The sequence below is a fragment of the Streptomyces sp. NPDC006435 genome (assembly GCF_040612315.1).
Lineage (GTDB): Bacteria > Actinomycetota > Actinomycetes > Streptomycetales > Streptomycetaceae > Streptomyces.
Genome location: NZ_JBEXPY010000047.1, coordinates 20,919 through 43,213 on the forward strand (window position 1 = coordinate 20,919; position 22,295 = coordinate 43,213).

Consider the following 22,295-nt stretch of genomic DNA (forward strand, 5'->3'; position numbering starts at 1 on the left):
CGGCGGGTCCGACCGGGCGGGGCCCGGTGGTCAAAATCGGTTGAGCCGCCGGTCCTGGGGAGGTGGGATCGAGCGGTACGCCGCCGGGTTGCGGGCTGTGGGCCGTGGGGCGTGGGGCGTGGGGCGGAAGCGTGGACGGCGGTCGCCGGGATCGTGAGGTGGGTGTGGCTGACATGTCGCTGGACGCGGCGCTGTGGGACCGACTGGACGCGGTGCCCTGGGACCGGTTGGAGCCGACACGTCCACAGCACCCGGTCGCGGAGGTGCCGCGCACGCTGCGCCGCCTCGCACGGGCGGGCGCGGCCGCGACGGAGGAGGACTGCTGTCCACTGTTCTCCTGTCTCGTCGCGGAGGAGGGCCGGGTGATCCCGGCGGCGGTCGCCGCGCTGCCGTTCGTGGTCGCGCTCGCCGCCGATCCGGGCATGGGCGCACGCGGCACACTCGTCGAGCTGCTGGAATGCCTGCACCGGGCGGCGACGAACGGGCCGCGACCGGCCGTCGAGGAAGGGGCCGGCGAGGAAGGGGCCGGCGAGGAGTGGTCCGTGGCATGGCGGCGCCAACGGGACGCGGTCCGGGCACTGCGGGCGGACCCGGACCCCGTGGTGCGGCGGGCGGCCCTTCCCCTCGTGCCCGGTGTCGCGCCGCTGCTGGAGCGGTGGCGGGCCGAGACGGATCCGGCGGTACGACTGACGGTGCTGCTGGAACTGGGCGCGGCCGCCGCCACCGAGGTGGAGGCGGCGGGGCAGGACCCGGACGGCGCTTCGGAGCACACGACGGTGGGGAGCGGCGCCGGACCGGTCGGGGAGGTGCGGGCTGTGCTGGCCGACGTGCTGCGCGACGGTGAGCCCGTCATGAAGGTCGCGGCCCTGCACGCCTGGGCGCGCCTGGACCGGGACGCGCCGGTGCGGCGGGCCGACGTCCTGGTGGAGGTTCTCACCGACCCCGGTTCGCGGCCGCGGTTCACGGAGATCTGGTGGGAGCAGGGAATCGAGGACTCCTTCTCCCGTGAGGACGTCATCCACTGGACGGGGCGGCTCTTCGACCATGCCCCGCAGGCCGCGGCCGCGTTCGTGGTCCGGCTGGCCGGGGCGGCGGACCGGACCGGGGACACCGTCCTGCGCCGGGCCGTGCTGGACGAGGCGTGGCGGCTGCTGGTGCTCCGGCCGTCCGCCGCGGCCGCGCTGCTGCCGGTGGCGGGTGGACTGCTGGCCGACCCGGACGGCACCGTACGGCTCAAGGCGGCGAACCTCCTGGCGGTGCTCGGCCGGCGGGCCGCCCCGTACGCCGACCGGCTCGCCCGGCTCGTCGACGACCCGTCGGAGGACGACCACACGTACATCGAGGGCACCGTCGGCGACTACGCGCGCTGGGCGCTCGTCCGGATCGGTGACACGCGCGCCCTCCCGGGACTGGTGGAGCGGCTGTACGAGCCGTACCGGGAGCACTACTCGCGCGGTTACTGCGGCGGCGATCCGAGGCTTCCGGACATCGATGACGTGCTCATCCCGCTGCGGGCGCACGCGGACGTCCTGTTGCCGTCCCTGCGGGAGACGATGCGGCACCACGCCGCGCGCTGCGGCGGCCACGGTCCGTTGACGGGCGACTTCCTACGGGTCCTGGAGCAGTGGGGGCGGGACGCGCTGTCGGCGCTGCCCGAGGTCCTGCCGCTGCTGGACGACCCGCGCAGCGCGTGGATGGCCGCCGACACGCTGGCGGCGATGGGACCTGCCGCCGTGAGAGCCGAACCCGCCCTGCGCGAGTACATGGCCTTTGACCACATGGCGGACCGCTGGAGGGCGGCATGGGTCGCCTGGCGTCTGGGTGGCGACGCCGCATCGGCGCTGCGCGTCATCGGCGGTGCGGTGCTGGACGGGGAGGACCTGCGCGACAGGCCGGTCCACCTCCTGGCCGACTTCGGCGACGCGGTCGCACCGTACGCCGACCGGGTGCGACACATCATGGAGAACACCGAAGGATGGCGCCGGACACAGGCGGCGCTCGCGTTGTGGGTGGCCACGGGCGAGCCGGAGCCGAGTGTTTCGGTCCTGGAGGAGTTCGTCCTGGCGTTCGCCGCCGGTGACGACGGTTACGGAATCTTCGACGACGCGTTGCGGGCCCTGATCCGGATCGGCACGATCACCCCGGCGGCCCGTACCGCCCTTCGGACGATACGGGAGCGCGACGGGCGCCTGTCGCCGTACTGGGACTATCGGGCGTTCCTCCAGGACGAGGAGCTCCGGGCCGTGATCGAGGACGCGCTCGCCCTGCCCCGACAGGGGGAACGGCGGGAGTGACGGAAGCGGGGGAGCGGGGGAGCGGCAGGAGTGATGAGAACGGCGGATCAACCGTTCAGTCGTTCAGCAGGAGCTTCAACGGTCCGTGGAGATCGGCGGGTTCGCGGTAGTGCACGCCGGTCATGCCGAGCCCGACCGCGGCCTCGACGTTCTCGAGCCGGTCGTCCACGAAGAGGCACCGGTCCGCGGCGACCCCCGCTCGCTCGACCGCGATCTCGTAGATCCTCCGGTCCGGCTTGGCCACCTCGACCCGGGCACTGCTGACGACGTGGTCCGCGAGGTCGGCCAGCCCCAACGACACCAGATCGTCCTCCAGCGCCACGCTCGCATTGGTCACCAGCACCAGGGGAACGTGCGCCCGTACCCGACGGAGCATGGCCACCACGACCTCGTCGGCCCGGAACGGCGCCCGGGCGAGCGCGGTGCCCAGTTCGCGCGCCCGGTCCTCCCCCACCTGTCCCGAGAGACCGGCCGTGATGGACTCCACCCATTGCCGCTCGGTGATCGCGCCGAGAAGCAGCGGAAGGTCCGTCTCCGGTGCGTAGGCCACCCGCATGGTCGTGCCCTGCGCCACCCCCGCGTCACGCTCCAGGCGGTCCAGCTCCGTCGTGTCGTAGAAGCGGATCACGTTGTCGAGGTCGCACAGCACCGCGTCGAAGGGCCTGCCGGAGATACTGGAAGTCGTCATCGCCCCTGGATAGCACGGGGCTCGGCGGTGTCCGGCACCTGGTGCCCGGCGTCCGGCGTGAGGTGTGGGGCGTGCGGTCATGAACTCGTGCCGCCGACGTTGGGGCGGCGCCGAGCACGGGACGTCCGCCCCGGTGACAAATCCCTTTCCCGACCGGCCGGCGAAGGCCGGTGTCCGGGTTCGACGTGGCGGGACGGAGACTTCCGCAGCCTCTGGGTGGGGCCGGCGGCCTCCCAACTCGGCGAGCACACGAGCCTGTTGGTGCTGATGCTCTTCACCGTCCTGGCGTTCGACGCCGGTGCCGGACCGCCGGTTCCGCCCTCGGCAGCGCGTTGGCGTCACTGCTGTCGGCGCCGATCGCCGCCGTCTGCGGGGCGTTGTTCTTCGCGCTGTCGTTCCTGTCGATCCGGCGGATCCGGCACCGCGAAGCGATGCCAGAGCATTCGGAGCGTCCGGAGCATTCGGAGGGGCCGGAGCATTCAGAGTGGCCGGAGCATTCGGAGGGGCCGAAGCATTCAGAGTGGCCGGAGCATTCGGATGAACCGGGGCATGTGGAACGTTCGGAACGTCCCCCTCCTGTGTGACGGCGGATCCACGAGGGTCTCCGTTTCGTCGCGGGCGATGCCTCGTTGCGGACCGTGTGCCTCGCGTCGGCCGCCCTCCAGTTCTTCTTCGCGGCCGTGATGACCGTTCAACTGCTTCTCCTGCCACGGGAACTGCACCTGTCGGGAACCACCGTCGGGCTGTCGCTCGCGGCGATCGGTTTCGTGTTCGGGGCGGGCGGGCGGTTGGTTGGTGAACGTCACGGTCATGGCCGTCCGACAGGCGGTGACTCCGGCCGGGATGCAGGGCCGGGCGGCCGCGACGGTCACGTTCGTCGGCATGGGCCCGGCCCCGTTCGGCTTGCTGCTCGGCGGCTTCCTCGCGCAGGAATGGAGGCTGCGCACCGGCCTCCTGGTGGCGGCCGCGGACATGATGCTGTCCCCACTGCTGAGGCCCTGCCCCCTCTCGCATGCCTGGGACGGACACTGCCGCGCTGAGAGGGGACCAGCACATGCCGGATCCCGTGCTGCGCGCCACGATCCGTCGGGCGTGCCCGGGGCGGTGCGGCGTCAGGTCCTATTCCTCCGGCTCCCAGGCGCGGAGCAGGTCGAACAGCTGCCGGTCGCCGTCGAGTTCCACGGAGTCCGCCGGGATCCGGCCGTATATGAAGAGGACCAGCTCACCGGCCGCTCCCCGAGCGGAGGCGCCGGCCGTGTCCGGCCCCTCGTCCGCAGCGGTGCCGGGGGTGGCGAGGCGGATGGAGTGCGCGCCGTCGGCGGAGAGCGAGAGGCGCCAGGAGCGGCCCTCGGTGGCACGGAAGTCGATGGTGGCGGGCTTGTGCGGCCAGGCGCTCGGCGTCGCGCAGCAGGTGAACAGGAAATCCTCGACACCGTCGAGTGCCGCCTCGTCCGGCAGCGGCTGCGGAGCGCCCACGGTGATCTGGGCGTCGTAGGCGTGCACCATGATCTCCTGGAGCTGGTGCCGGGCGACGGCGCCACAGGTCTGCGGCGACTGCGACGAACCCCACCACGTCCAGCAACCGCGATCCGGACCGGCCTCGCGCAGCGCGTCCAGCATCAGTTCCGTCGACTCGGCCAACCAGGCCGACAGGGCCTCGGGTTCCCGCGGTGCGACCGGGGCGTCCTTCGTCGCGGAACCGGCCGGGGGAGCGGTGGCGGGCCCCGCGGCGACGACATCGGCCCAGAAGCGGCGCCTCTCGCCCAGGTGCTGCACCAGGTCGAACAGCGTCCACTCGGGGCAGGTCGGTACCCGCACGTCGAGGTCGGGCGCAGAGGCGACCGCGGCCCGGAACGCGGCCGACCGTTCGTCTATCAACCGCAGCAGTGCGTCGAACCGAAGTGTTGTTGTCACGCGGATTCTCTATCATCGCGTTCCGAAAAACCGGACATGGTTTTTCACGGCGGAGGCGGCGGGCCTGCGACCCGGACCTGCCGGGCGGTCGATCGGTATATGCGCAGCAGGGCGTTGCACACGCCGGGATACCGCGTCGGTGACCGGTTCCGCACTGCCTCGGCTGCTTCGCCCGCGCGCTCTGAGGGCCGGAGACCTCGTCGTTGTCGCATCGCTGTCCGGGCCGCTCCGTGCCGCTGACGGTGGCCGGACGGTGCTCGGTCACCTCGACCCGATCGATGTCGAGGCGATCACCGCCGACCCCGAGTCGATCCTCGGCAGTGGGCCGATCGACCGAGAACCCGACCGGACATCGTTCCGGCAGACCACGCGTATCCGTCCCGCACGATCCGGAGGCGTCTCCGCCGACGCGGGATCCGCGCTGCCATTCCCCGGCCGTCCTACCAGGACCGTCGCCACCGCCGACACCGATGCCGCTCGGGTGACCGGCCATGCGAACGACGCACTGGCCATCGCCTGCCGGGCAGCGCTCTACTTCGCTGCCGTCCTCGTCCGGGCCCGTACAACAGGGGTGTCGGGCCGCACATTTGGAGAGGTGCTTCCTCGATCCAGCGTGACAGCATGCGGCATGGCCTTCCGACATCCCGACGGCGACTACGCGATCACCGCGATGTACTCCGTGCCCGATGACGCCTGGTACCTGGAACTGGATCTTGTGGCCGGGCAACGAAACCTCATGACCGCGATCATCCCCGACGAGGATCCGGCACGGGAGCCGACGGTGTGCTTCAACCCGCAGGCAGGGCACGTGGACGTCCCGTACGAGGTCGTGCGCTGGTTCATGCACCATGTCGATGAAGAGATCCGTACCTCCCGTGCCTGGATGCGGCTGAGACCGGAACTCGTCGAGACCGTCTGCCGACTCCGTCAGGAGCACATGGGCGCCATCGACGATGACGACTTCCCCCGGGTTCTGGCAGAGGTGCGCGCCACGGTTCCCGAGGCAGACCTCTTCGCCGTTCTGGAGGCCGCCTTCGGGCGAAATCCTGATGGCACCCTCGTGGACCATCCGCAAGCACCCCGGCCTGTGGACGGTCAAGGAGACGTGTCTTGGACGATCTGGTCCGAGGGGCCAGTGATCGTAGGTGATCAGTGAGAGCAGGACGGTTTGCCCGGTGGCGTTGTTGTGCCGGATCGCGGCGGTCAGCGTGAGGATGCGTTCAGAAGCCCGCATTCGGCGGCCAGGAGATCGAGGAGGGGCTTGCGTGCGTCGGCCGCATTGCACCGGGGCGGAGTTCACGGCCCATACGTCGTTGCTCCGCACCGAAGTGGTGAAGGCCAGGATCGAGTCGACGCTTTGCATCGGACCGGCGGCCTTGCGCAGCCGCTTGTCGCAGCCGGGCCGCTGGGGCAGGTGAGGGGAAGGCGGCACAGGTGGGCACGGGCATGGCGGAGCCATTTGGCCTCGGAGGTGTAGCCGAGTACGGCCTGGATCGTGGCGAGGGTGACCAGTTCGGCACCGCTCGGGCGGGACGTAATGCCGGCCTGTGGGCGCCACGGCGCCAAATCGGGATGGCCCCCTCAGTATCTTGTCGGTCGTCGCATGGAGCGCTGTCGCGAGGGCGTCCACGCCGTTCGTCACAGAACGACCTTGGACACCCTCGTTCTCGTTTTCGTAGGCATTCCTTTGACCGCACCACCAGGAGGAACCAGTGTCATCCCCGAAACTGCTCACCCCCGAGGAGAAGCTCGCCGACGCGAAGAGGCTGTTGAGCCTCCCGCGTATCGTCGTGATCTGCGGCTCCACCCGCTTCATGACCGAGATGAACGAGGCCGATCTACGGGAGACCGGAGCCGGAAGGATCGTCGTCAAACCGGGCTGTGACATGAAGTCGCCGCACGAACTCTGGTCCGATCCTGTCGAGGCCCGGGCGCTGAAGATTCGACTCGACGATCTGCACCGGGCGAAGATCCGGCTCGCTGATGAGGTGCTCGTAGTCGGCGACTACATCGGAGACAGCACCCGAGCCGAAATCGCCTACGCCCGGTCGCTGGGCAAGCCTGTGCGGTTCACGCACCCCGAAGTCGACCCCGACGCCTGACCGCCCGCCGACACCTCGACAACCAGGGCCGGCAGCCCGCCGCCTGACCGTCTCGCGGTGGCTTTCGACCGCCACTCGCCCCACACCTTCCGCAGGCATCCCTTGGAATCGGTCATCTAGCCGCGGCGTCGCAGGATGTAGAGGTCCCAGCTGTCGGGGTCACCGATGTAGACGAACAGCTTTGGATGCTCGGGGCTCCCAAAAACCTTCCAGGTGTCCATGGAGCAGTCGTCGAAGGACACACCGACCTCTTGGGACCACGGTCCGGTACCCGGGTCGTACTCCCAGGTGCCGGTGCCGGTGCACTCGTGCACCACGGGGTCGAAGGAGTCGTCGAGACCGAACGTTTCGATGCGGGTCGCCGTGGCCCTGCCATCCGCCGTGAGGACGAGTGTGCCGCCCTTTCCGTCGGACCACGTACCGGCGACCCGTTCCGTGCTCAGCCGCGGAGGCTCGTATCCGATCCCGGCGTACAGGCCGATGACGCCGAGTACGCCGACGGTGACGACAGCGAGCGTTCCGTACAGTGCCACCCACCCGAACATCGCGCCGCCGGAGAGCCATGGGCGGTCCGGCAACAACAGCCTGCGGGCGACCAGCGCGGTGATGGCCACCGCCGCCGTTGCCGCGAGCCATCCGCCGGAACCTGCCAGGGGACCGGCCTCCACGAGCGCCGACACGGCCAGGGCCGGCGGGGCGGTTCCGGCGGCTGCCAGTACCGGGACCCACCACCATGCCTCGCGCCCCGGGAACCGGCGACCGAGCCACCCGGCCACGACCAGGAGCGGCATCACCACGCCGACCGACAACAGGGCGCCGAGGGCAGCTCCTGCCACCGCAATGAACGGCGCCAGCACGATCAAGAAGATGATCCCCAACGCGTTGTAGGGAAGGCCCGGGCTCTCCTGGGTCTGTTCCCACACGATGAGCGCGATCGTCCCGATCACGGCCTCGACGGACAGCACCGACATCGAAGCCGTCAGCACCGCGCCGAACCTGTCCCTCACGCGCGCCTGTGTCTGCACCGGCGCCTGTGTCTGCACCGGCACCCGTGTTTCTGAACGCATTCAAATCCCCTCCCGTACCGCATCCTCCCCCATGCGGTACGGGCCCATGTGACCGAGCCCCTCTGACGGGCGCCGTCCTGCACCGAAGGGTGGCAGGGGGGCAGGCGGGCCTCTCCGTACCGGGAGTTGTCAGTGGTGCACCGCTCGGGCCAGGGCGACAGGGTGCAGCCGTACAGGGCGTCACGCGCCGCTGTGAGCATCCGAGAAGCCCTTGGCCCCGGCCCCTGGGAGCGTGGAAAGCGTTGGGACCTGCATGTCGGCGGCCCCGCCAGTGGCGGGAAGGGGCGTGCACGCTCAGGGGGCGGTACAGGGGCGGCTTTCCGGGCCGGGGCGGAAGCGTGTGCCCACCGGAAACCGGAAGCGCCGCCATGAGACCCCGACGCGAGAGGCGTTCCTGACGTCGGACGCGGTGTGCCGGTTGCCGTTGCCGGGCGTCTTCGGCGACCCCGACGCCCCGCCTCACCCGCTGGTGCGGTCAGCGCACCGAGCGGCCGCGCCCCACCCCCGCCGCAGTCGGTCTCGTACTGATCGGGCAGGCCGGGGCAACAACCGTCAAGGCCGGTGGACGGGGGCGCCGGCCCAGCGGTGAAAAGCGTCCATGTCGACATTGCTGCCACACACGATGGTGGCCACGTGCCGGCCGGCGAAGCGGTCATGGTCCTCGAGGATCGCCGCGACGCCGAGTGCGGCCGACGGCTCGACGACGAGGCCGGCGTGGTCGAGGAGCATCCGCATACCGGTGACGATCGATGCCTCCCGGACCAGGACGGCGTCGTCGGCGACCAGGAGGAGGTCGTCCAGGACGGCCGGGAGGGGGCGTCGGCCGGCGACGCCGTCGGCGATGGTGTCGGTCGAGTCGGTGGTGACGACGCGCCCTCGGTGCCAGGACCGTGTCATCGCCGGTGCGCCGAGCGGCTGGACGCAGATCACCTCGACCCCCGGCATCAGGTCCTTCGCCACATGACCCACACCGGTGGCCAGCGCCCCGCCGCCGAGAGCGATCAGGACGGCGTCGAACGACGGCGCGGCGTCCGCCAGCTCCAGGCCGATGGTCGCCGCTCCCTCGCAGGTCTCGATGTCCAGGCTGTCCTCGACCAGCCGGATGCCGTCGTGCCGCGCAATGTCCGCGGCCCGCTCGCGCGCCGCCTCGTGGTCGCCGTCCACCAGCTCCAGCCGGGCACCCAGAGCACGGATGCGATCGAGCTTGGCCGCAGTCGCGAAGCGGGATGCCACGACGGTGACGTCGAGCCCCCGGCCACGACCGGACCAGGCGAGGGCCTGGCCGAGGTTGCCCGCGCTCGCGCACACCACGGCCCGCGAACCGGCATCGGCGAGCCGGGTCGCGATCACCTCGGTGCCGCGGGCCTTGAAGCTGCGGACCGGGTTCGCCGTTTCGAGCTTGATGCTCACCGCGCACCCGAGGTGGGGCTCCAGCGCCTCGCAGCGGTACAGCGGGGTGTCGAGGAACATCGGGTCGATCACCCGGCGGGCTGCCCTGATCCGGGCGGTGTCGAGGCGTGTCTCCTGCACGGCACAGCAGCCTAGCGCCGTAGGCCCACCCTTCATGAGTGATTGCCGAGGCCCGCTGGACGGGGCATCGGCCACCCGGCGCGACGAGCGGACCGGACCGGGCCAGATCGGACCGGATCGGACCGGATCGCCCGGAGTGGGAGCGATGTGCGCGAGACGGGACAAGGGAGGTGTCCGGTCTCACTGAAGTTTGACTGCTCGCCTGTGGCCGGCCGAATGTGGTCCGGGCTGCGGACAACTGGCCGACCATACACGGCTCCGGGCCCGGGTGGCCGGTCGGCCGGTGTCAGCCGGGGGTGCCGACGAACAGGGGATCGAGCGGATCGCCCTCGCACCCGACGACGAGGCAGGCTGCGGCGACCGGTCCTCGGGAGAGCTCCATGAGCCGGGCCAGGGCTGCCGCCTCGGACGGCAGTCCGGCCGGATCGAGGCCGAGTGCCCGGGCCGCGCGGTCGCGTCGCCGGTCGAGGTCGGGTATGTCCTCCCGATACTCGTCGGCGACCGCCTGGAGTTCTCCGGCTGTCCGCCCGGGAGCATCCCTCCACCACGGTGCCACCAGACACAGCCGCACCAGCTCCGGCAGCCCGAGGGCGAGTGGTCCGGCCTCGCCGTCGAGGCTGACGTACACCACGGGGCGTTCCTCTCCGCCCTCGCCGACGAAGCAGGACGCGTCCCCGGAGGCCGCCCGCGCAAACTGCTCCAGCCGGGCTCCAGAGGCAAGCCGGACCCCGTCTTCCAACTCCTGGTCGGCGGGGTCCGTCGCGTCGAGATCCGCAACACCGGCGAAGAAGTCGATGACCTCCTGATCGGCACCCAGAAGAGGCAGCAATGCGCCGTGGCGGGCGGGTACATCGGCTGGTGCATCCAATCCGTTCACCCGGCAACCGTAGCCGGGGCCCCGGCAGCGGCGGCGTCAGACCACCAGGGGCCCGGGCGGTCGTCCTTCGACGGCACGGAACGACGGGCATCGGCCCCTGACCTGTGCCGGTGATCGTCGATCGATTGCCGCTCAAGGGTGAGCAACGTCAGTTCGTGCCACCCAAGGCTGATCAGTCAAGGACTCTGTCGGAGATCTTGATGGTTGCGGCGCCCTGCCGGGGGCTCGTCAGGATGTCGACCGGGAATTTACTCGCCGCACTGCTCGCACTGTTGTTCGTGCCGCTGAGTGGGGTCGGTCCCCAGTGCTTGGCGGGCGGAGGTGACCAAGGCGTCCCATGCTTCTGTGTACCGGTCCCCGGCCTCGATGACGATGAGGGTTTGGTCCTCGTCAGGGAGGTAGGCGAGCAAATGGCTCTGCTCGGGGGTCAGTTCGCAGACATCTTCCAAGGTCCTCGCGGCCTCGGTACGCCAGCGCGCGAGGTCCTCGTGTGTCGTGTCGTCGACGGGGTGAGGCGCGGACGGCGTCGTCACGGCACGGTGTGCTCGACCGGCTGGTGAGTCGTGGCCCTGCGCGGCGGCAAGGCCGCGCAGGGCCGTATGCGCGCTGATGAGGTCCCTGCCCCGGATGGATTGCTCAACGTGGGAGAACGTTCTGTCCTTTAGATCGGAGACCAGGGGGCGCATCTCGGGGGGTGCGCCGAGTTCGGCCTCGGCGTACGCGTGGAGCAGGGCATGCCGCCGCTCCTCTACCTCGGCTTCAAGAGCCGGTCCGTCCACAGTGATCAGACTTCCGGCGACACGGAGGTCCGCGCTCGATGCGTAAAGCCGATTCGCGCTCTCGTGGAGGGCGGCGGCTGCGCGGAGGTATTCGGAGAGGGTCGCCCAACGGCGTTCGATCATTGCTTGACGCGCCGTGGCGGTGGCGGTGGTGGTAGCTGCGTCGCGTGCGGCTTGGGCTTGGTCGTGTCCGCCGCGGGCTTGGATGCGAGCTCCGAGGACCGTGCCGGCGAAGGTTCCGACGATGGTGCCGCCCACACCGATCGCACCGATCAGCGCGATGGCCATGTCGTTGTCCACGTGCTCAACCTCTCACGTGCACACTGGGTTGACCACGGCCTTCGGGTCCTTCCGGGACCGGCGTGAAAACCGCGGCGGAGTCCTGGAGAACTCTCGGCACCTGAGCCCCCGCCATCCAGGATCCCCGGCAGAGACGTTTGGCGGGCGTACGGGCGTACGGGCGTACGGGCCAGGCGGGGGGGCGTGGTGGAGGCGCCTGTGGGTGTGAAGGTCCGGAGGCGGGGCAGCGATCCGCAGGGCAGCAACACGTAACGATCAGCCGTATCCGACACAGGCGGCCAAGTGGTCGACCTTCGCTGACACAAAGCGGCTTTGATCAACCTGCCCCGGCAATCGATCACCGATCGCTGACACAGGTCAGCCCCGGTCGCAACAGTCTGTGACCACAGGTCGGAGGGGTTTCACGCCGTCACGCTGGCACGCGGAATCAGCCCGGAGCAGGGATTCTGGGCCGATTTCGCGCCGGAATGGCCGAATTGATCGATTCTTTCGCAGGGGTTTTCACGTGGTCTTCCGGCGACGTGGCAGGCGGCGGGGCAAGGGGGCGTGCTGCCCGAACGTCACGTTCGGCGAGGGATGGCATGGGTGGAGGGATTGCCGTGCGATCGGTTCCGATATATCGTCGAAGCATCGCGACAGATCAACGATAGAAGGAGTGTCAGTGATGCGTTCGCATGGACACGAGCATGAGTACGGGCATGGGCGCGGTGGCCCCCATCGGGGATTCGGTGACTTCGAGGGGCACCGTGCGGCCTTCGGGCAGTTCGGGCCGCCGTTCGGTGGCGGGCCCTTCGGGGGTGGCCCCTTCGGTGGCGGGCACGGCCGGGGCGGCGGCAGGGGAAGGGCGCGGCGTGGTGATGTGCGTGCGTCGATCCTGGCGCTGCTGAAGGACCGCCCGATGCACGGGTACGAGATGATCCAGGAGATCGGCGAGCGCAGCGGCGGGGCCTGGAAGCCCAGCCCCGGCTCGGTCTACCCGACCCTCCAGCTGCTGGAGGACGAAGGGCTCATCGTCAGTGAGAGCGAGGGCGGCAAGAAGCTGTTCACGCTCACCGACGCCGGTCGTGCCGAGGCCGAGTCGGGGGCCGAGGCGCCCTGGGAGGAAGTCGGGCGCGGTGTCGACTGGGAGAGCCTCAACGAGATCCGGCAGGCCGGCTTCGGTCTGATGGAGGCGTTCGGCCAGGTCTGGAAGACCGGCTCCGCCGATCAGCGCCAGAAGGCGCTCACGGTCATCAACGACGCCCGCAAGAAGCTCTATCTGATCCTTGCCGACGAGCAGTGAGCCCGTGGGTGCGGGTGCGGGTGCGGTGCCGGGGCCTCGCGGCCGGGTCGCGAGGCCCTTCTCCGTCGGTGGACGGGGTGGCGCCGGTGGAGGGTTCTCGCGTTCTCAGGTGACGAGGCCGTCCAGCTTGCGCAGCGACTCGACGAGCGCGGCCGTCGCCGAGTCCTTGAGCTTGCCCGCCATCAGGGACACCGCGGCACCGGTGAACTCGCCGTCTATCCGGACCGTGGTCGCGTCCCCGTCGGGGGTCAGGGAGTAGCGCATGGCGAGCGTGACCCCCATCGGTCCCTTGCCCCGGGTGGTCAGCAGGCGTGCGGTCTCCAGCTCCGCCACCGTCCACGTCACCTCGGCGGGGAAGCCCATGAGCTTCATGTTCTCCTCGTAGGTGGCCGAGAGTTCGAGCGTCTCGGGGCCGCCCTTGGGAAAGCTGGTGTGGGTGGCGTTCCACCGGTCGTACGCGGTGAAGTCCGTCAACTGGGCCCACACTTTCTCGGCCGGTGCTCCGATGCGCGCTTCCGCACTGACTTCGGCCATGCGACCACCCCTTCTCGGCGGGTAACGGTGTCGCGGAACGTAGCCGCAGCGGCGTGAACATTCAATACTGATGAACCGTCAGACCTGTTCGTCCGGTTCCCTCGGCCCCCGCCCGCCAGATCAGGGCCGCGTCGAACCGGTCGCAGGCGCGCGGGTGCGGGCCGTCGTCGTGGCAGTGGAACGCGGCCCAGAAGAGATCGGCGCGCAGCGCGTCCTCGGGCGCGTGGACCCGGTACACGTACTCCCGCCCGTCGAGAGCCGGCAGGGCGACCAACCAGGACACGTCCGCGGTCTCCCTTCCGGCTGTCGCATGGGGTGTGGGCTGTGTGGGACGTACGGGAGGCTGTCCGCGGTTGCCCGGGGAGCGCGTGGCAAGGCGGCGCGCGCCGTTTTTCCCGATCGGATCCAGGAATGGCGAGATCTCATCCGCAAGGAGGAGAAACCGCTCTGGTGTGCCCAACTTGCGTGGGATGCCTAAATGGGTCCCTCCGGCGATGTTCCGGCGCCGGGGAACTGATGGAGTGGGAGACGTGCAGAACCGGACGTCGTGGATCCCCCAGCAGCCTGCCCTCGGCCATGCCGGGCTCGACGCCAGACTCACCGCGGAGCTGGCCGTCGTGGTGACGGGTGCCCGCAGGCGTGCGCTTCGCGACGGTGACCGACAGATCGACACGGCTCATCTGCTGCACTCTCTCATCGAATCGGACCCCGAGGTGCGGTCGGCCTTCGAAGGGGGGCCGCAACTGGCCAAAGTGCTCGGCTACCTCGTCCAGCGCAGCATCGGATACGGGCTCCGCTGGCAGGGGTCGGTGGAGGACTCCGGTGCCGTTCCGGTCGTCCCGGACCCGGAATCCATCGTGTGGGACGTCGCGGCGGAGGGCTGGTCGCCCTCGGCGGCCTCGGCGATGGCCGGGGCGCGGGAGCGGGCGGAGCTGCGCGGTGACGTACGGGCCGGAGGGCTCGATCTGCTCGCGGCGCTCGCCGCGGACCGCGAGTGCCGGGCCGTCGAGGTGCTGGAGCGGGCCGGGGTCGACGCGGAACGGCTCGCCGCCCGGATCGTGGGGACCGTCGGCCGGGAGGCGCCGTGGGAGGTCGACGGCTGACCGGGGCCGACCGGGCCGGTCAGGGGTGACCGGGTGGACCAAGGGTGACCGGGTGGGCCGGAGGGGCGGACGGTCAAGAGCCGGGCGGGGTGGAATCACTCATTCCATGGGGGGTGCGAGTCAGGGGTCACAGGGGTGACGCTCCTGACCTCAGCTGTCATGATGTGCCGATGCACGCGTCTCAGGGGAGAAACGCCGGCCTGGGAATCGCCCTGGCCTCGGCCTTCGCATTCGGTGGTTCAGGGGTGGCGGCCAAGCCGCTGATCGAGGCCGGGCTCGACCCGCTCCATGTGGTGTGGCTGCGCGTGGCGGGTGCCGCCGTCATCATGCTGCCCGTGGCCTGGCGCCACCGGGACCTGGTGCGCAGTCGGCCGATTCTGCTGCTGGGTTTCGGGCTGCTCGCCGTCGCGGGCGTACAGGCCTGCTACTTCGCCGCGATCTCCCGCATCCCCGTCGGCGTCGCCCTTCTCGTCGAGTACCTGGCGCCCGCGCTCGTCCTCGGCTGGGTCAGGTTCGTGCAGCGCAGGCCGGTCACCCGGCGGGCCGCGGTCGGTGTGGTCCTCGCCGTCGGAGGGCTCGCCTGCGTGGTCGAGATCTGGTCGGGGCTGAGCTTCGACGCCGTCGGGCTGCTGCTCGCGCTCGGTGCCGCCTGCTGCCAGGTCGGTTACTTCGTCCTGTCGGACCAGGGCAGCGGGGACGTGGCGGACGGCGTCGAACCGCCGCATCCGGTCGGCGTCATCGCGTACGGGCTGCTGGTCGGTGCGATCGTCCTCACGCTGGTCGCGCGGCCCTGGGGCATGGACTGGGCGGTCCTGGGCGGCGGCGCGGCCATGAACGGCACGGAGGTCCCCGCCTGGCTGCTGCTCGTCTGGATCGTGCTGCTGGCGACCGTGATCGCCTATGTCACCGGCGTGATCTCGGTGCGGCTGCTCTCGCCGGCCGTGGCAGGGGTGGTCGCCTGTCTGGAGGCGGTCATCGCCACCGTGCTCGCCTGGGTGATGCTCGGCGAGCACCTGTCCGCACCCCAGCTCATCGGCGGCGCCACGGTCCTGATCGGTGCCTTCATCGCCCAGTCGGCGACCCCGAAGGCCCCTTCGGGGCCCGTCGCGTCGGGGCCGGGCGGGGTGGGCCCCGGGGGAGCGGACGGTGGCCGGGGCGCCGCCGAGGGAGAGCTGTCGGCCGGTCGGGCCGCAGGGTAGGGCATCCCGCCGCCCGGTCAGAGCACCGTGATGTAGTCCGGGACGCCGATTGCGGGGTCGAGGTCGTCCGACGGGAGCGGCGCACCGTAGCCGCGGGCGAGCGGGACGACCCCCGCCCAGTGGGGGAGCGCCAGGTCGCGGGCCTCGTCGTTGGGGCCGCCGGTGCGGATCTTGGCGGACACCTCCCGTAGGTCCAGCCGGATCACCGCCGTCGCCGCCAGCTCCTTCTCGTCGGCGGGCCGGGAGTCCGCCGACCGGCCCGGCACCACGTGGTCGACGATCGCGTCGAGGGCGGTCCGCCGCTCCTGCGGGTCGGTCACGGTGCGGGCGATGCCGTGCACCACCACGGAGCGGTAGTTGATCGAGTGGTGGAAGGCGGAACGGGCCAGCACCAGTCCGTCCACCTGCGTCACCGTCAGGCAGACGGGCAGGCCGGGGTCGGTGCGGCCCGCCTCGCGCAGCGGACGGGAGCCGGTCGAGCCGTGCACGTAGAGCCGGTCGTCGATCCGGCCGTAGAGGGTCGGCAGGACGACCGGCGCGCCGTCGCGGACGAAGCCGAGATGGCAGACGTACGCCTCGTCGAGTATCGAGTGGACCAGCTCCCGGTCATATGCCGCGCGCTCCCGGGAACGGGTCGGGACGGTCCGCCCGGTCGGCGGGTACTCGGTCGCGCCCGGGTCCGTGGCCTGCGGGGAAGAGGTGTCCGACATTGCGCACTCCATTGCACTAGTGCATAATCTTGTTTGTGCTAGGAGAGTATCGGATTGTCGGGCGGCGCGCATCGGAGATCGCCGCCAGTGTGGAGCGCGGGGTCGGGTCGGGCGAGCTCGCGCCGGGTCAAGTGCTGCCGCCGATGCGGGAGTTGGCGGAGAGCCTGGGGGTGAACGCGAACACGGTGGCCGCCGCGTACCGCACGCTTCGCGAGCGCGGGGTGATCGAGACGGCCGGGCGGCGGGGCAGCAGGGTGCGGCCGCGCCCTGCCAGCACGGCGCGCGGATCGCTCCGGGTCGAGGCGCCTCCCGGGGTGCGGGACCTGGGCGACGGGAACCCCGACCCGGCCCTGCTGCCCGCGCTGGGGGACGCCTTCGCGGCGGTCGCGCAGGAGTACGCCCGGCGGCCCGGTCTGTACGGACAGGCCCCGGTGGACCCGGAGTTCGCCGCGCTCGCCCGCGCCGCGCTGGACGCCGACGGAGTGCCGGCCGGACCCGTGGTCGCGGCCTCCGGCTCGCTGGACGCGATCGAGCGGGTCCTGGCCGCGCACCTCAGACCCGGTGACGCGGTGGCGGTCGAGGACCCGGGCTGGGGCAGCATGCTGGACCTCGTGCCCGCGCTGGGGCTGCGCCCCGTTCCCGTCGCGCTCGACGACGAGGGGCCGCTGCCCGACGCCGTCGAACAGGCGCTGAGGGCCGGGGCCCGTGCCCTCGTGGTCACCGGCCGGGCCCAGAACCCGACCGGAGCGGCGATCGGTGCAGGGCGGGCATTCGAACTGCGGGGCGTCCTCGCCGGACACCGAGGGGTCCTCCTGATCGAGGACGACCACGGGCACGGCATCGTCGACCTGCCGCTGCACCCGCTGTCGGGTGCCACGGACCGCTGGGCGTTCGTGCGTTCCGTGGCCAAGGCGTACGGCCCGGACCTGCGGGTCGCCGTGCTGACCGGCGACCCGGTCACCGTCGACCGGGTCGCGGGGCGGCAGCGGCTGGGGCCCGGCTGGGTCAGCAGACTGCTGCAACGGGCCGTGGTGCACCTGTGGACCTCAAAGGCCGTGGACCCCGGCAGGACGGCACGGGCGTACGGCGTGCGGCGGGACGCCCTCGTCCGGGCATTGGAGGAGCGGGGGGTGGAGGCCCACGGGCGCAGCGGGATGAACGTGTGGGTGCCGGTCAGCGACGAGACGGGCGCCGTGGCGCGACTGCTGCACTCCGGCTGGGCCGTCGCGCCCGGGGCGCGGTTCCGGATGGCCGCGCCCCAGGGGATCAGACTCACCGTCTCGCCGCTCGCCATGGCCGACGTCGAGCCGCTGGCCGACGCGGTGGCGGCAGCGGCGGGCCCGGCGAAACCGCTGAACTACGGGTGACGCCGGGGGCCGAATCCCCCGGGGCCCCGAGGTTTTTGAAGCCTTCGAGGTCGCCGGGTGTCGTCACCGGCTGCGGGCCCTGCTCTGGGTGAGGGCGGCACCCGCCAGTACGACGAGGGCGCCGACCGGGGTGTTCCAGCTCAGCCGTTCCCCGAGCAGGGCCACCCCGGCCGCGGTGGCGATGACCGGAATGAAGTAGGTGACCATCTGCGCGGTCGTCGGCCCGACCTCCTCCACCAGGCCGTACTGCAGCAGCACCGCGAGGCCCGTGCCGAGCGCCCCGAGGGCGAACACCGCCAGGGTCGGCAGCAGCGGGAAGCCGTCGGGGGCCGAGGTGAACAGCGGGGTCACCACGGCGAGCTGCACCGTGCCGAGGAAGAGCTGGCTCCCGGTCAGCGCGAGCGTCGACGAACCGCTGCCCGCCAGCGTCCTGCGGACGTAGATCCAGCCGATCGGGTAGCTCAGCGAGGCCAGCAGGGCCATGGCCGTACCGCCGAAGTCCAGCCCGGAGAAGCCCTGCCAGGCGCCGAGCACGGTCAGCACCCCGAGGAAGCCGAGCCCGAGACCGGCGACGCGGCGACGGGTCGGACGGTCCTCGGAGAGCGCCACGAGCGACAGCGCCATGCCCCACAGGGGAGACGTCGCGTTGCAGATGCCCGCCAGCGTCGACGGGATGCTCAGCTCGGCGTAGGCGAAGAGCGAGAACGGCAGTGCGTTCAGGAAGAACGCGGCCACGGCCAGATGGCCCCAGGTGCGCGCGCCGCGCGGCAGCCGTTCGCGTCGTATCGCGATCGCGGCCACCAGTACCGCCGTACCCGCCACGAGGCGGCCGAGGGTGACCTGGAACGGGGCATACCCGTCGGTGCCGACCTTGATCAGCAGAAAGCTGAAGCCCCAGATGAGCGAGAGCGCCCCGAAGCGGATCCGCCAGTCCAGCGTCCGGCGGGCGGCGGGGGCCGGATCGGCGGCCGAGGAGGCCGTTCCCGTCGCGGTGTTCTTCGGTGGGACGGGGGCCGGGACGGAGGCGGGGGACTCGTCGGAAGGCATGGTCCCCGGTGCGGCGGTGGCGCTCATGGGATCAACGATGGAGGCCACGACCGCGTAGGACAAGCGAGATTTTGTACGAGTGTCTGCGTAGCATTGCTTACATGTTGAATCTGGAGCGCCTGCGTACCCTGGACGCCTTCGCCCGGCACGGCTCGGTCAGCGGTGCCGCGGAGGGGCTGCACGTGACCACCTCGGCCGTCTCCCAGCAGATGGCGAAACTGGAGCGGGAGGTGGGGCAGCAGCTCCTGGCCAAGAACGGACGAGGGGTCCGGCTCACCGACGCCGGCCGGCTGCTCGCCGACCACGCGGCCCGGATCCTGTCCCAGGTCGAGCTGGCCCAGTCCGACATCGAGGCGCAGCGCGGCGAGGTGGTGGGCGAGATCCTGCTCTCGGCCTTCCCGACGGCGGCGCGCGGGCTCTTCCCCGCAGCACTCCGCATACTGCGCGCGGACCATCCCGAACTGCGCGTGCGCACCCGGGAACTGGAGCCCGAGGACGGAATCCGCGCGGTGCTCAGGGGGGACACGGACCTCGCCGTGGTGCTGGACTGGAGCAACAAGCGACTGCCCGTGCCCGGCGGCCTGGCCAAGGCCGAACTGCTGGACGACGCGCCGGACATCGCGATGCCGGCCGATCACCGGCTCGCGGACCGGACCGAGGTGGACCTGGAGGACTTCGCCGACGACGACTGGGTGTCCTGGCCCGAGGGCGAGTTCTGCTACGACTGGCTGATGTTCACCCTCCGCTCCAAGGGCATCGAGCCGCGCATCGCGCACCTGGCGGGCGAACACCACACCCAACTCGCCCTGATCGCCGCCGGAATGGGCGTCTGCGTGGCACCGAGACTCGGCCGCGGCCCGGTGCCCGAAGGGGTACGGCTCGTGCCGGTGCGGCAGAAGATGCGCAGGCACGTCCACGCCGTGTGGCGCACCGACGCGGACCGGCGCCCGTCGATCAGGGCCGCGGTGACCGCCCTGCGCGCGGCCGGCCGGACCATGGACGTGCCGTGAGCCGCGGAAGCGCCCTGAGCCACAGGCGCGCCCGAGCCGAGCAGGTGCGCCTGGGCCGCGGGAGTGTCCCGAGCCGCGCAGGTGTGCCCGGGGTGCGGGAGTGCCCCGAGCCGAGCAGGTGCGCCTGGGCCGCGGCTGTGGCCGTGCCCTGCGCCGTGGACGTGCCGTGAGCCGTGGATGCCGGCGTGGCGTACGGGGGCTGTCCCCCGTAACCGGGTCCATCGATCGGTGGACGGCAGGTTCAACCTGACACCTCTGTCCGGCAACTGCCCTGTTCAACAAGGCTTTCGGGCATGAACTCACTCACTGTGCGCATGGCGCGCCGCAGCGCCCGGCACCCCTGGCGGGCACTCGTCGGCTGGTTGGCGTTCGTGGCGCTGTGCCTGGTCGTCGGCGGGGCCGTCGGCACCAACGAGGCCAGGACGGCCGACTACCGCGTCGGCGAGGCGGGCCGGGCCGAGGCCATGGCGGCCGAGGGCGGCCTGGAACGCCGCTCCACCGAACAGGTGCTGATATCCGCCCGCTCGGGCACCGTGGACGGGCCGACCGCGGAGGCGGCCGCGCGGGACCTCACGGCCCGGATGCGGAAGCTCCCGGAGGTCGCGGACGTGGCCGCGCCGCTGTGGTCGGACGACGGCCGGATCCTCATGGTCGAAGTGGCCCTGAAGGGCGAGGAACGGGACGCGGGGGACAAGGTCGACGCGCTGATGTCGCAGACCTCGGCCGTTCAGGAGTCCCGCCCCGGACTGCTGCTGGAGCAGACGGGCAGCCCCTCCACCAGCAAGGGCGTCGACCAGCAGCGCGACGACGACCTGGCCCTCTCCGAGAAGATCACCCTGCCGGTCACCCTGGTCACGCTGATGATCGTCTTCGGATCCGTCGTCATGGCCGCGGTGCCGCTGCTGCTGGCGCTCTCCTCGATCGCGGCGGCCATCGGCCTGTCGATGGTGGTCTCGCACCTGTCGCCCGACGTCGGGGTCGGCACGAACGTCATCCTGATGATCGGCCTCGCGGTCGGCGTCGACTACACGCTCTTCCACCTCAAACGGGAACGCGAGGAACGGGCCCGCAGCGGCGGCCGGCTGAGCACCGAGGCGCTGGTGGAACTGGCGGCGGCCACCTCGGGCCGGGCGGTCGTGGTCTCGGGACTGGCGGTCGCCGTCTCCACCGCGACGCTGTACCTGGCCTCCGACGTGATCTTCTCCTCGCTCGCCACCGGAACCATCGTGGTCACGCTGGTCGCCGTGGCCAGCTCCCTGACGGCGCTGCCCGCGCTGCTGACCGTGCTCGGGCGGCGGGCGGAACGACGCGCCCGGCGCCGGGCCGAACACGGGAAACCGCCCCGGCGCCCCGCCCGCGAGGGCACGGGCCGGATCTGGACGGCGCTGCTGCGCCCCGCGGGCCGGCACCCCCTCGCCACGCTCTGCGTCCCGGTCCTCGCCCTGCTCGCGCTCGCCCTGCCCCTCACCGGGCTGAAGATCACGGAGATGAGCCGGGACACGCACTCCCGCGAGATTCCCGCGATGCGGGTCTACGACCGTCTCAACGAGGCGTTCCCCGAGCAGCGGGTCATCCATGACGTCGTCGTGCGCGCCGACGCCCCGCGCGGCCGGGAGGTCACCGCGGCGCTGCGCGAACTCGTCCGGCTCGCCGACAAGGACCCGCTGTTCGCCGGTGGCTCGCGCATCGACACCTCGGCCGACCACCGGATCAGCGTGCTGCGGCTGAGGACGCCGTACCTCGGCAACTCCCCGCAGGCCCGCGACTCCCTCGCCCACCTGCGAGACGAGTACCTGCCGGCCACCGTCGGAAGGATCGCGGGAGCGGAGTACGGCGTCAGCGGGGACGTCGCCCGGTACGCCGACTACCCGGCCCACCAGAACAGCAGGATCCCGCTCGTCCTCGGGGCGCTGCTGCTGGTGACCTTCGCGATGACCGTGTACGCCTTCCGCTCCGTGGTGCTCGGCCTGATCGGGGTCGCGCTCAACCTGCTCTCCGCCGCGGCCGCCCTCGGACTGCTCGTCCTCGTCTTCCAGGGCACCTGGGCCGAGGGGCTGCTGGGCTTCACGTCCACCGGTTCGATCGGGTCGCGCGTCCCGCTCTTCCTCTTCGTGATCCTCTTCGGGCTCTCCATGGACTACCAGGTGTTCGTGGTGAGCCGGATCAGGGAGGCGGTGCTCGCCGGCGTACCCACCCGGCAGGCGGTCCTCGACGGAATCCGCACGTCGGCGAGCGTGGTCACCAGCGCGGCGGTGGTGATGACGACCGTCTTCGTGAGCTTCGTCCTGCTGCACATCATCGAGATGAAGCAGATCGGTTTCGTGCTCGCGGCGGCCGTACTGCTCGACGCCTTCGTCGTCCGCGTCATGATCCTGCCGGCGGCGCTGCTCCTGCTGGGCGATGCGACCTGGTGGCCGTCGCGCCCCGTTCCGGCCGAATCGGCCGAACCGGCCACGGACGTCCGCGGCGAACTCCCGGCCGACGTACGTTGA

General features: G+C 71.3%; 19 protein-coding genes and 2 pseudogenes. 11 read left to right on the forward strand and 10 right to left on the reverse strand.

Annotated elements, in window-relative coordinates; genetic code table 11:
• Positions 1 to 164: 164 nt before the first annotated feature.
• Entirely contained in the window at positions 165 to 2,294 is a 2,130-nt protein-coding gene (locus ABZZ04_RS32320) for a hypothetical protein (RefSeq protein ID WP_356935785.1), read from the forward strand.
• Positions 2,295 to 2,349: 55 nt separating this feature from the next.
• Here ABZZ04_RS32320 and ABZZ04_RS32325 read toward each other — a convergent pair whose 3' ends face one another.
• Positions 2,350 to 2,982 (reverse strand): HAD-IA family hydrolase, encoded by a 633-nt coding sequence (locus ABZZ04_RS32325; protein ID WP_356935786.1) that lies wholly within the window; start codon positions 2,980 to 2,982, stop codon positions 2,350 to 2,352.
• A gap of 189 nt (positions 2,983 to 3,171) precedes the next feature.
• Between ABZZ04_RS32325 and ABZZ04_RS32330 the strand changes: the two are divergent.
• A pseudogene (locus ABZZ04_RS32330) lies at positions 3,172 to 4,022 on the forward strand (hypothetical protein); the annotation flags it as partial.
• A gap of 79 nt (positions 4,023 to 4,101) precedes the next feature.
• Here the strand turns inward: ABZZ04_RS32330 and ABZZ04_RS32335 are convergent.
• Entirely contained in the window at positions 4,102 to 4,896 is a 795-nt protein-coding gene (locus ABZZ04_RS32335) for a maleylpyruvate isomerase family mycothiol-dependent enzyme (RefSeq protein WP_356935787.1), read from the reverse strand.
• A gap of 330 nt (positions 4,897 to 5,226) precedes the next feature.
• Here ABZZ04_RS32335 and ABZZ04_RS32340 point away from each other — a divergent pair.
• From ABZZ04_RS32340 to ABZZ04_RS32350, 3 genes and pseudogenes are all read left to right on the forward strand, one after another.
• A pseudogene (locus ABZZ04_RS32340) lies at positions 5,227 to 5,328 on the forward strand (IS5/IS1182 family transposase); the annotation flags it as partial.
• Positions 5,329 to 5,524: 196 nt separating this feature from the next.
• The gene (locus tag ABZZ04_RS32345) at positions 5,525 to 6,052 is read left to right on the forward strand and encodes a hypothetical protein (RefSeq protein WP_356935818.1); all 528 of its coding nucleotides are present in this window, start codon (positions 5,525 to 5,527) and stop codon (positions 6,050 to 6,052) included.
• Positions 6,053 to 6,608: 556 nt separating this feature from the next.
• A complete protein-coding gene (locus ABZZ04_RS32350) occupies positions 6,609 to 6,998 on the forward strand; it encodes a hypothetical protein (RefSeq protein ID WP_356935788.1) in 390 nt (129 codons plus the stop codon).
• 116 nt (positions 6,999 to 7,114) lie between these two features.
• Here the strand turns inward: ABZZ04_RS32350 and ABZZ04_RS32355 are convergent, their stop codons facing one another.
• The 4 genes from ABZZ04_RS32355 to ABZZ04_RS32370 all read right to left on the reverse strand — a co-directional run bounded on the left by ABZZ04_RS32355 (position 7,115) and on the right by ABZZ04_RS32370 (position 11,551).
• Positions 7,115 to 8,005: a hypothetical protein gene (locus ABZZ04_RS32355; protein ID WP_356935789.1), complete on the reverse strand. Its 891-nt coding sequence runs from the start codon at positions 8,003 to 8,005 to the stop codon at positions 7,115 to 7,117.
• 612 nt (positions 8,006 to 8,617) lie between these two features.
• Positions 8,618 to 9,595, reverse strand: coding sequence for a pyridoxal-phosphate dependent enzyme (locus tag ABZZ04_RS32360; protein WP_356935790.1), 978 nt, complete (start codon positions 9,593 to 9,595; stop codon positions 8,618 to 8,620).
• A gap of 286 nt (positions 9,596 to 9,881) precedes the next feature.
• Positions 9,882 to 10,472, reverse strand: coding sequence for a hypothetical protein (locus ABZZ04_RS32365; RefSeq protein WP_356935791.1), 591 nt, complete (start codon positions 10,470 to 10,472; stop codon positions 9,882 to 9,884).
• Positions 10,473 to 10,720: 248 nt separating this feature from the next.
• A complete protein-coding gene (locus ABZZ04_RS32370) occupies positions 10,721 to 11,551 on the reverse strand; it encodes a hypothetical protein (protein WP_356935792.1) in 831 nt (276 codons plus the stop codon).
• 664 nt (positions 11,552 to 12,215) lie between these two features.
• On the opposite strand from ABZZ04_RS32370, the gene ABZZ04_RS32375 reads away from it, so the two are divergent.
• Complete coding sequence (locus ABZZ04_RS32375) at positions 12,216 to 12,833, forward strand: PadR family transcriptional regulator (RefSeq protein WP_356935793.1); 618 nt, start codon at positions 12,216 to 12,218, stop codon at positions 12,831 to 12,833.
• Between the two features lie 105 nt (positions 12,834 to 12,938).
• Here ABZZ04_RS32375 and ABZZ04_RS32380 read toward each other — a convergent pair whose 3' ends face one another.
• On the reverse strand, positions 12,939 to 13,367 hold the full coding sequence (locus tag ABZZ04_RS32380; RefSeq protein WP_356935794.1) for an SRPBCC family protein: 429 nt from the start codon (positions 13,365 to 13,367) through the stop codon (positions 12,939 to 12,941).
• A gap of 61 nt (positions 13,368 to 13,428) precedes the next feature.
• On the reverse strand, positions 13,429 to 13,650 hold the full coding sequence (locus ABZZ04_RS32385) for a hypothetical protein (RefSeq protein WP_356935795.1): 222 nt from the start codon (positions 13,648 to 13,650) through the stop codon (positions 13,429 to 13,431).
• Between the two features lie 247 nt (positions 13,651 to 13,897).
• On the opposite strand from ABZZ04_RS32385, the gene ABZZ04_RS32390 reads away from it, so the two are divergent.
• Together ABZZ04_RS32390 and ABZZ04_RS32395 are read left to right on the forward strand one after the other, a co-directional pair.
• On the forward strand, positions 13,898 to 14,470 hold the full coding sequence (locus ABZZ04_RS32390; RefSeq protein WP_356935796.1) for a Clp protease N-terminal domain-containing protein: 573 nt from the start codon (positions 13,898 to 13,900) through the stop codon (positions 14,468 to 14,470).
• A 170-nt stretch (positions 14,471 to 14,640) separates the two neighbouring features.
• On the forward strand, positions 14,641 to 15,669 hold the full coding sequence (locus tag ABZZ04_RS32395; RefSeq protein WP_356935797.1) for an EamA family transporter: 1,029 nt from the start codon (positions 14,641 to 14,643) through the stop codon (positions 15,667 to 15,669).
• Positions 15,670 to 15,686: 17 nt separating this feature from the next.
• Here the strand turns inward: ABZZ04_RS32395 and ABZZ04_RS32400 are convergent, their stop codons facing one another.
• Positions 15,687 to 16,379 carry a pyridoxamine 5'-phosphate oxidase family protein gene (locus ABZZ04_RS32400; RefSeq protein WP_356935798.1) on the reverse strand — a complete coding sequence of 231 codons (693 nt, stop codon included), beginning with the start codon at positions 16,377 to 16,379 and terminating at the stop codon, positions 15,687 to 15,689.
• Between the two features lie 35 nt (positions 16,380 to 16,414).
• Between ABZZ04_RS32400 and ABZZ04_RS32405 the strand changes: the two genes are divergently transcribed.
• Complete coding sequence (locus ABZZ04_RS32405; protein ID WP_356935799.1) at positions 16,415 to 17,746, forward strand: aminotransferase class I/II-fold pyridoxal phosphate-dependent enzyme; 1,332 nt, start codon at positions 16,415 to 16,417, stop codon at positions 17,744 to 17,746.
• Positions 17,747 to 17,809: 63 nt separating this feature from the next.
• On the opposite strand, the gene ABZZ04_RS32410 is transcribed toward ABZZ04_RS32405, so the two are convergent.
• On the reverse strand, positions 17,810 to 18,820 hold the full coding sequence (locus ABZZ04_RS32410; protein ID WP_356935800.1) for a DMT family transporter: 1,011 nt from the start codon (positions 18,818 to 18,820) through the stop codon (positions 17,810 to 17,812).
• A gap of 74 nt (positions 18,821 to 18,894) precedes the next feature.
• On the opposite strand from ABZZ04_RS32410, the gene ABZZ04_RS32415 reads away from it, so the two are divergent.
• On the forward strand, positions 18,895 to 19,803 hold the full coding sequence (locus ABZZ04_RS32415; protein ID WP_356935801.1) for a LysR family transcriptional regulator: 909 nt from the start codon (positions 18,895 to 18,897) through the stop codon (positions 19,801 to 19,803).
• 293 nt (positions 19,804 to 20,096) lie between these two features.
• The gene (locus ABZZ04_RS32420; RefSeq protein WP_356935802.1) at positions 20,097 to 22,295 is read left to right on the forward strand and encodes an MMPL family transporter; all 2,199 of its coding nucleotides are present in this window, start codon (positions 20,097 to 20,099) and stop codon (positions 22,293 to 22,295) included.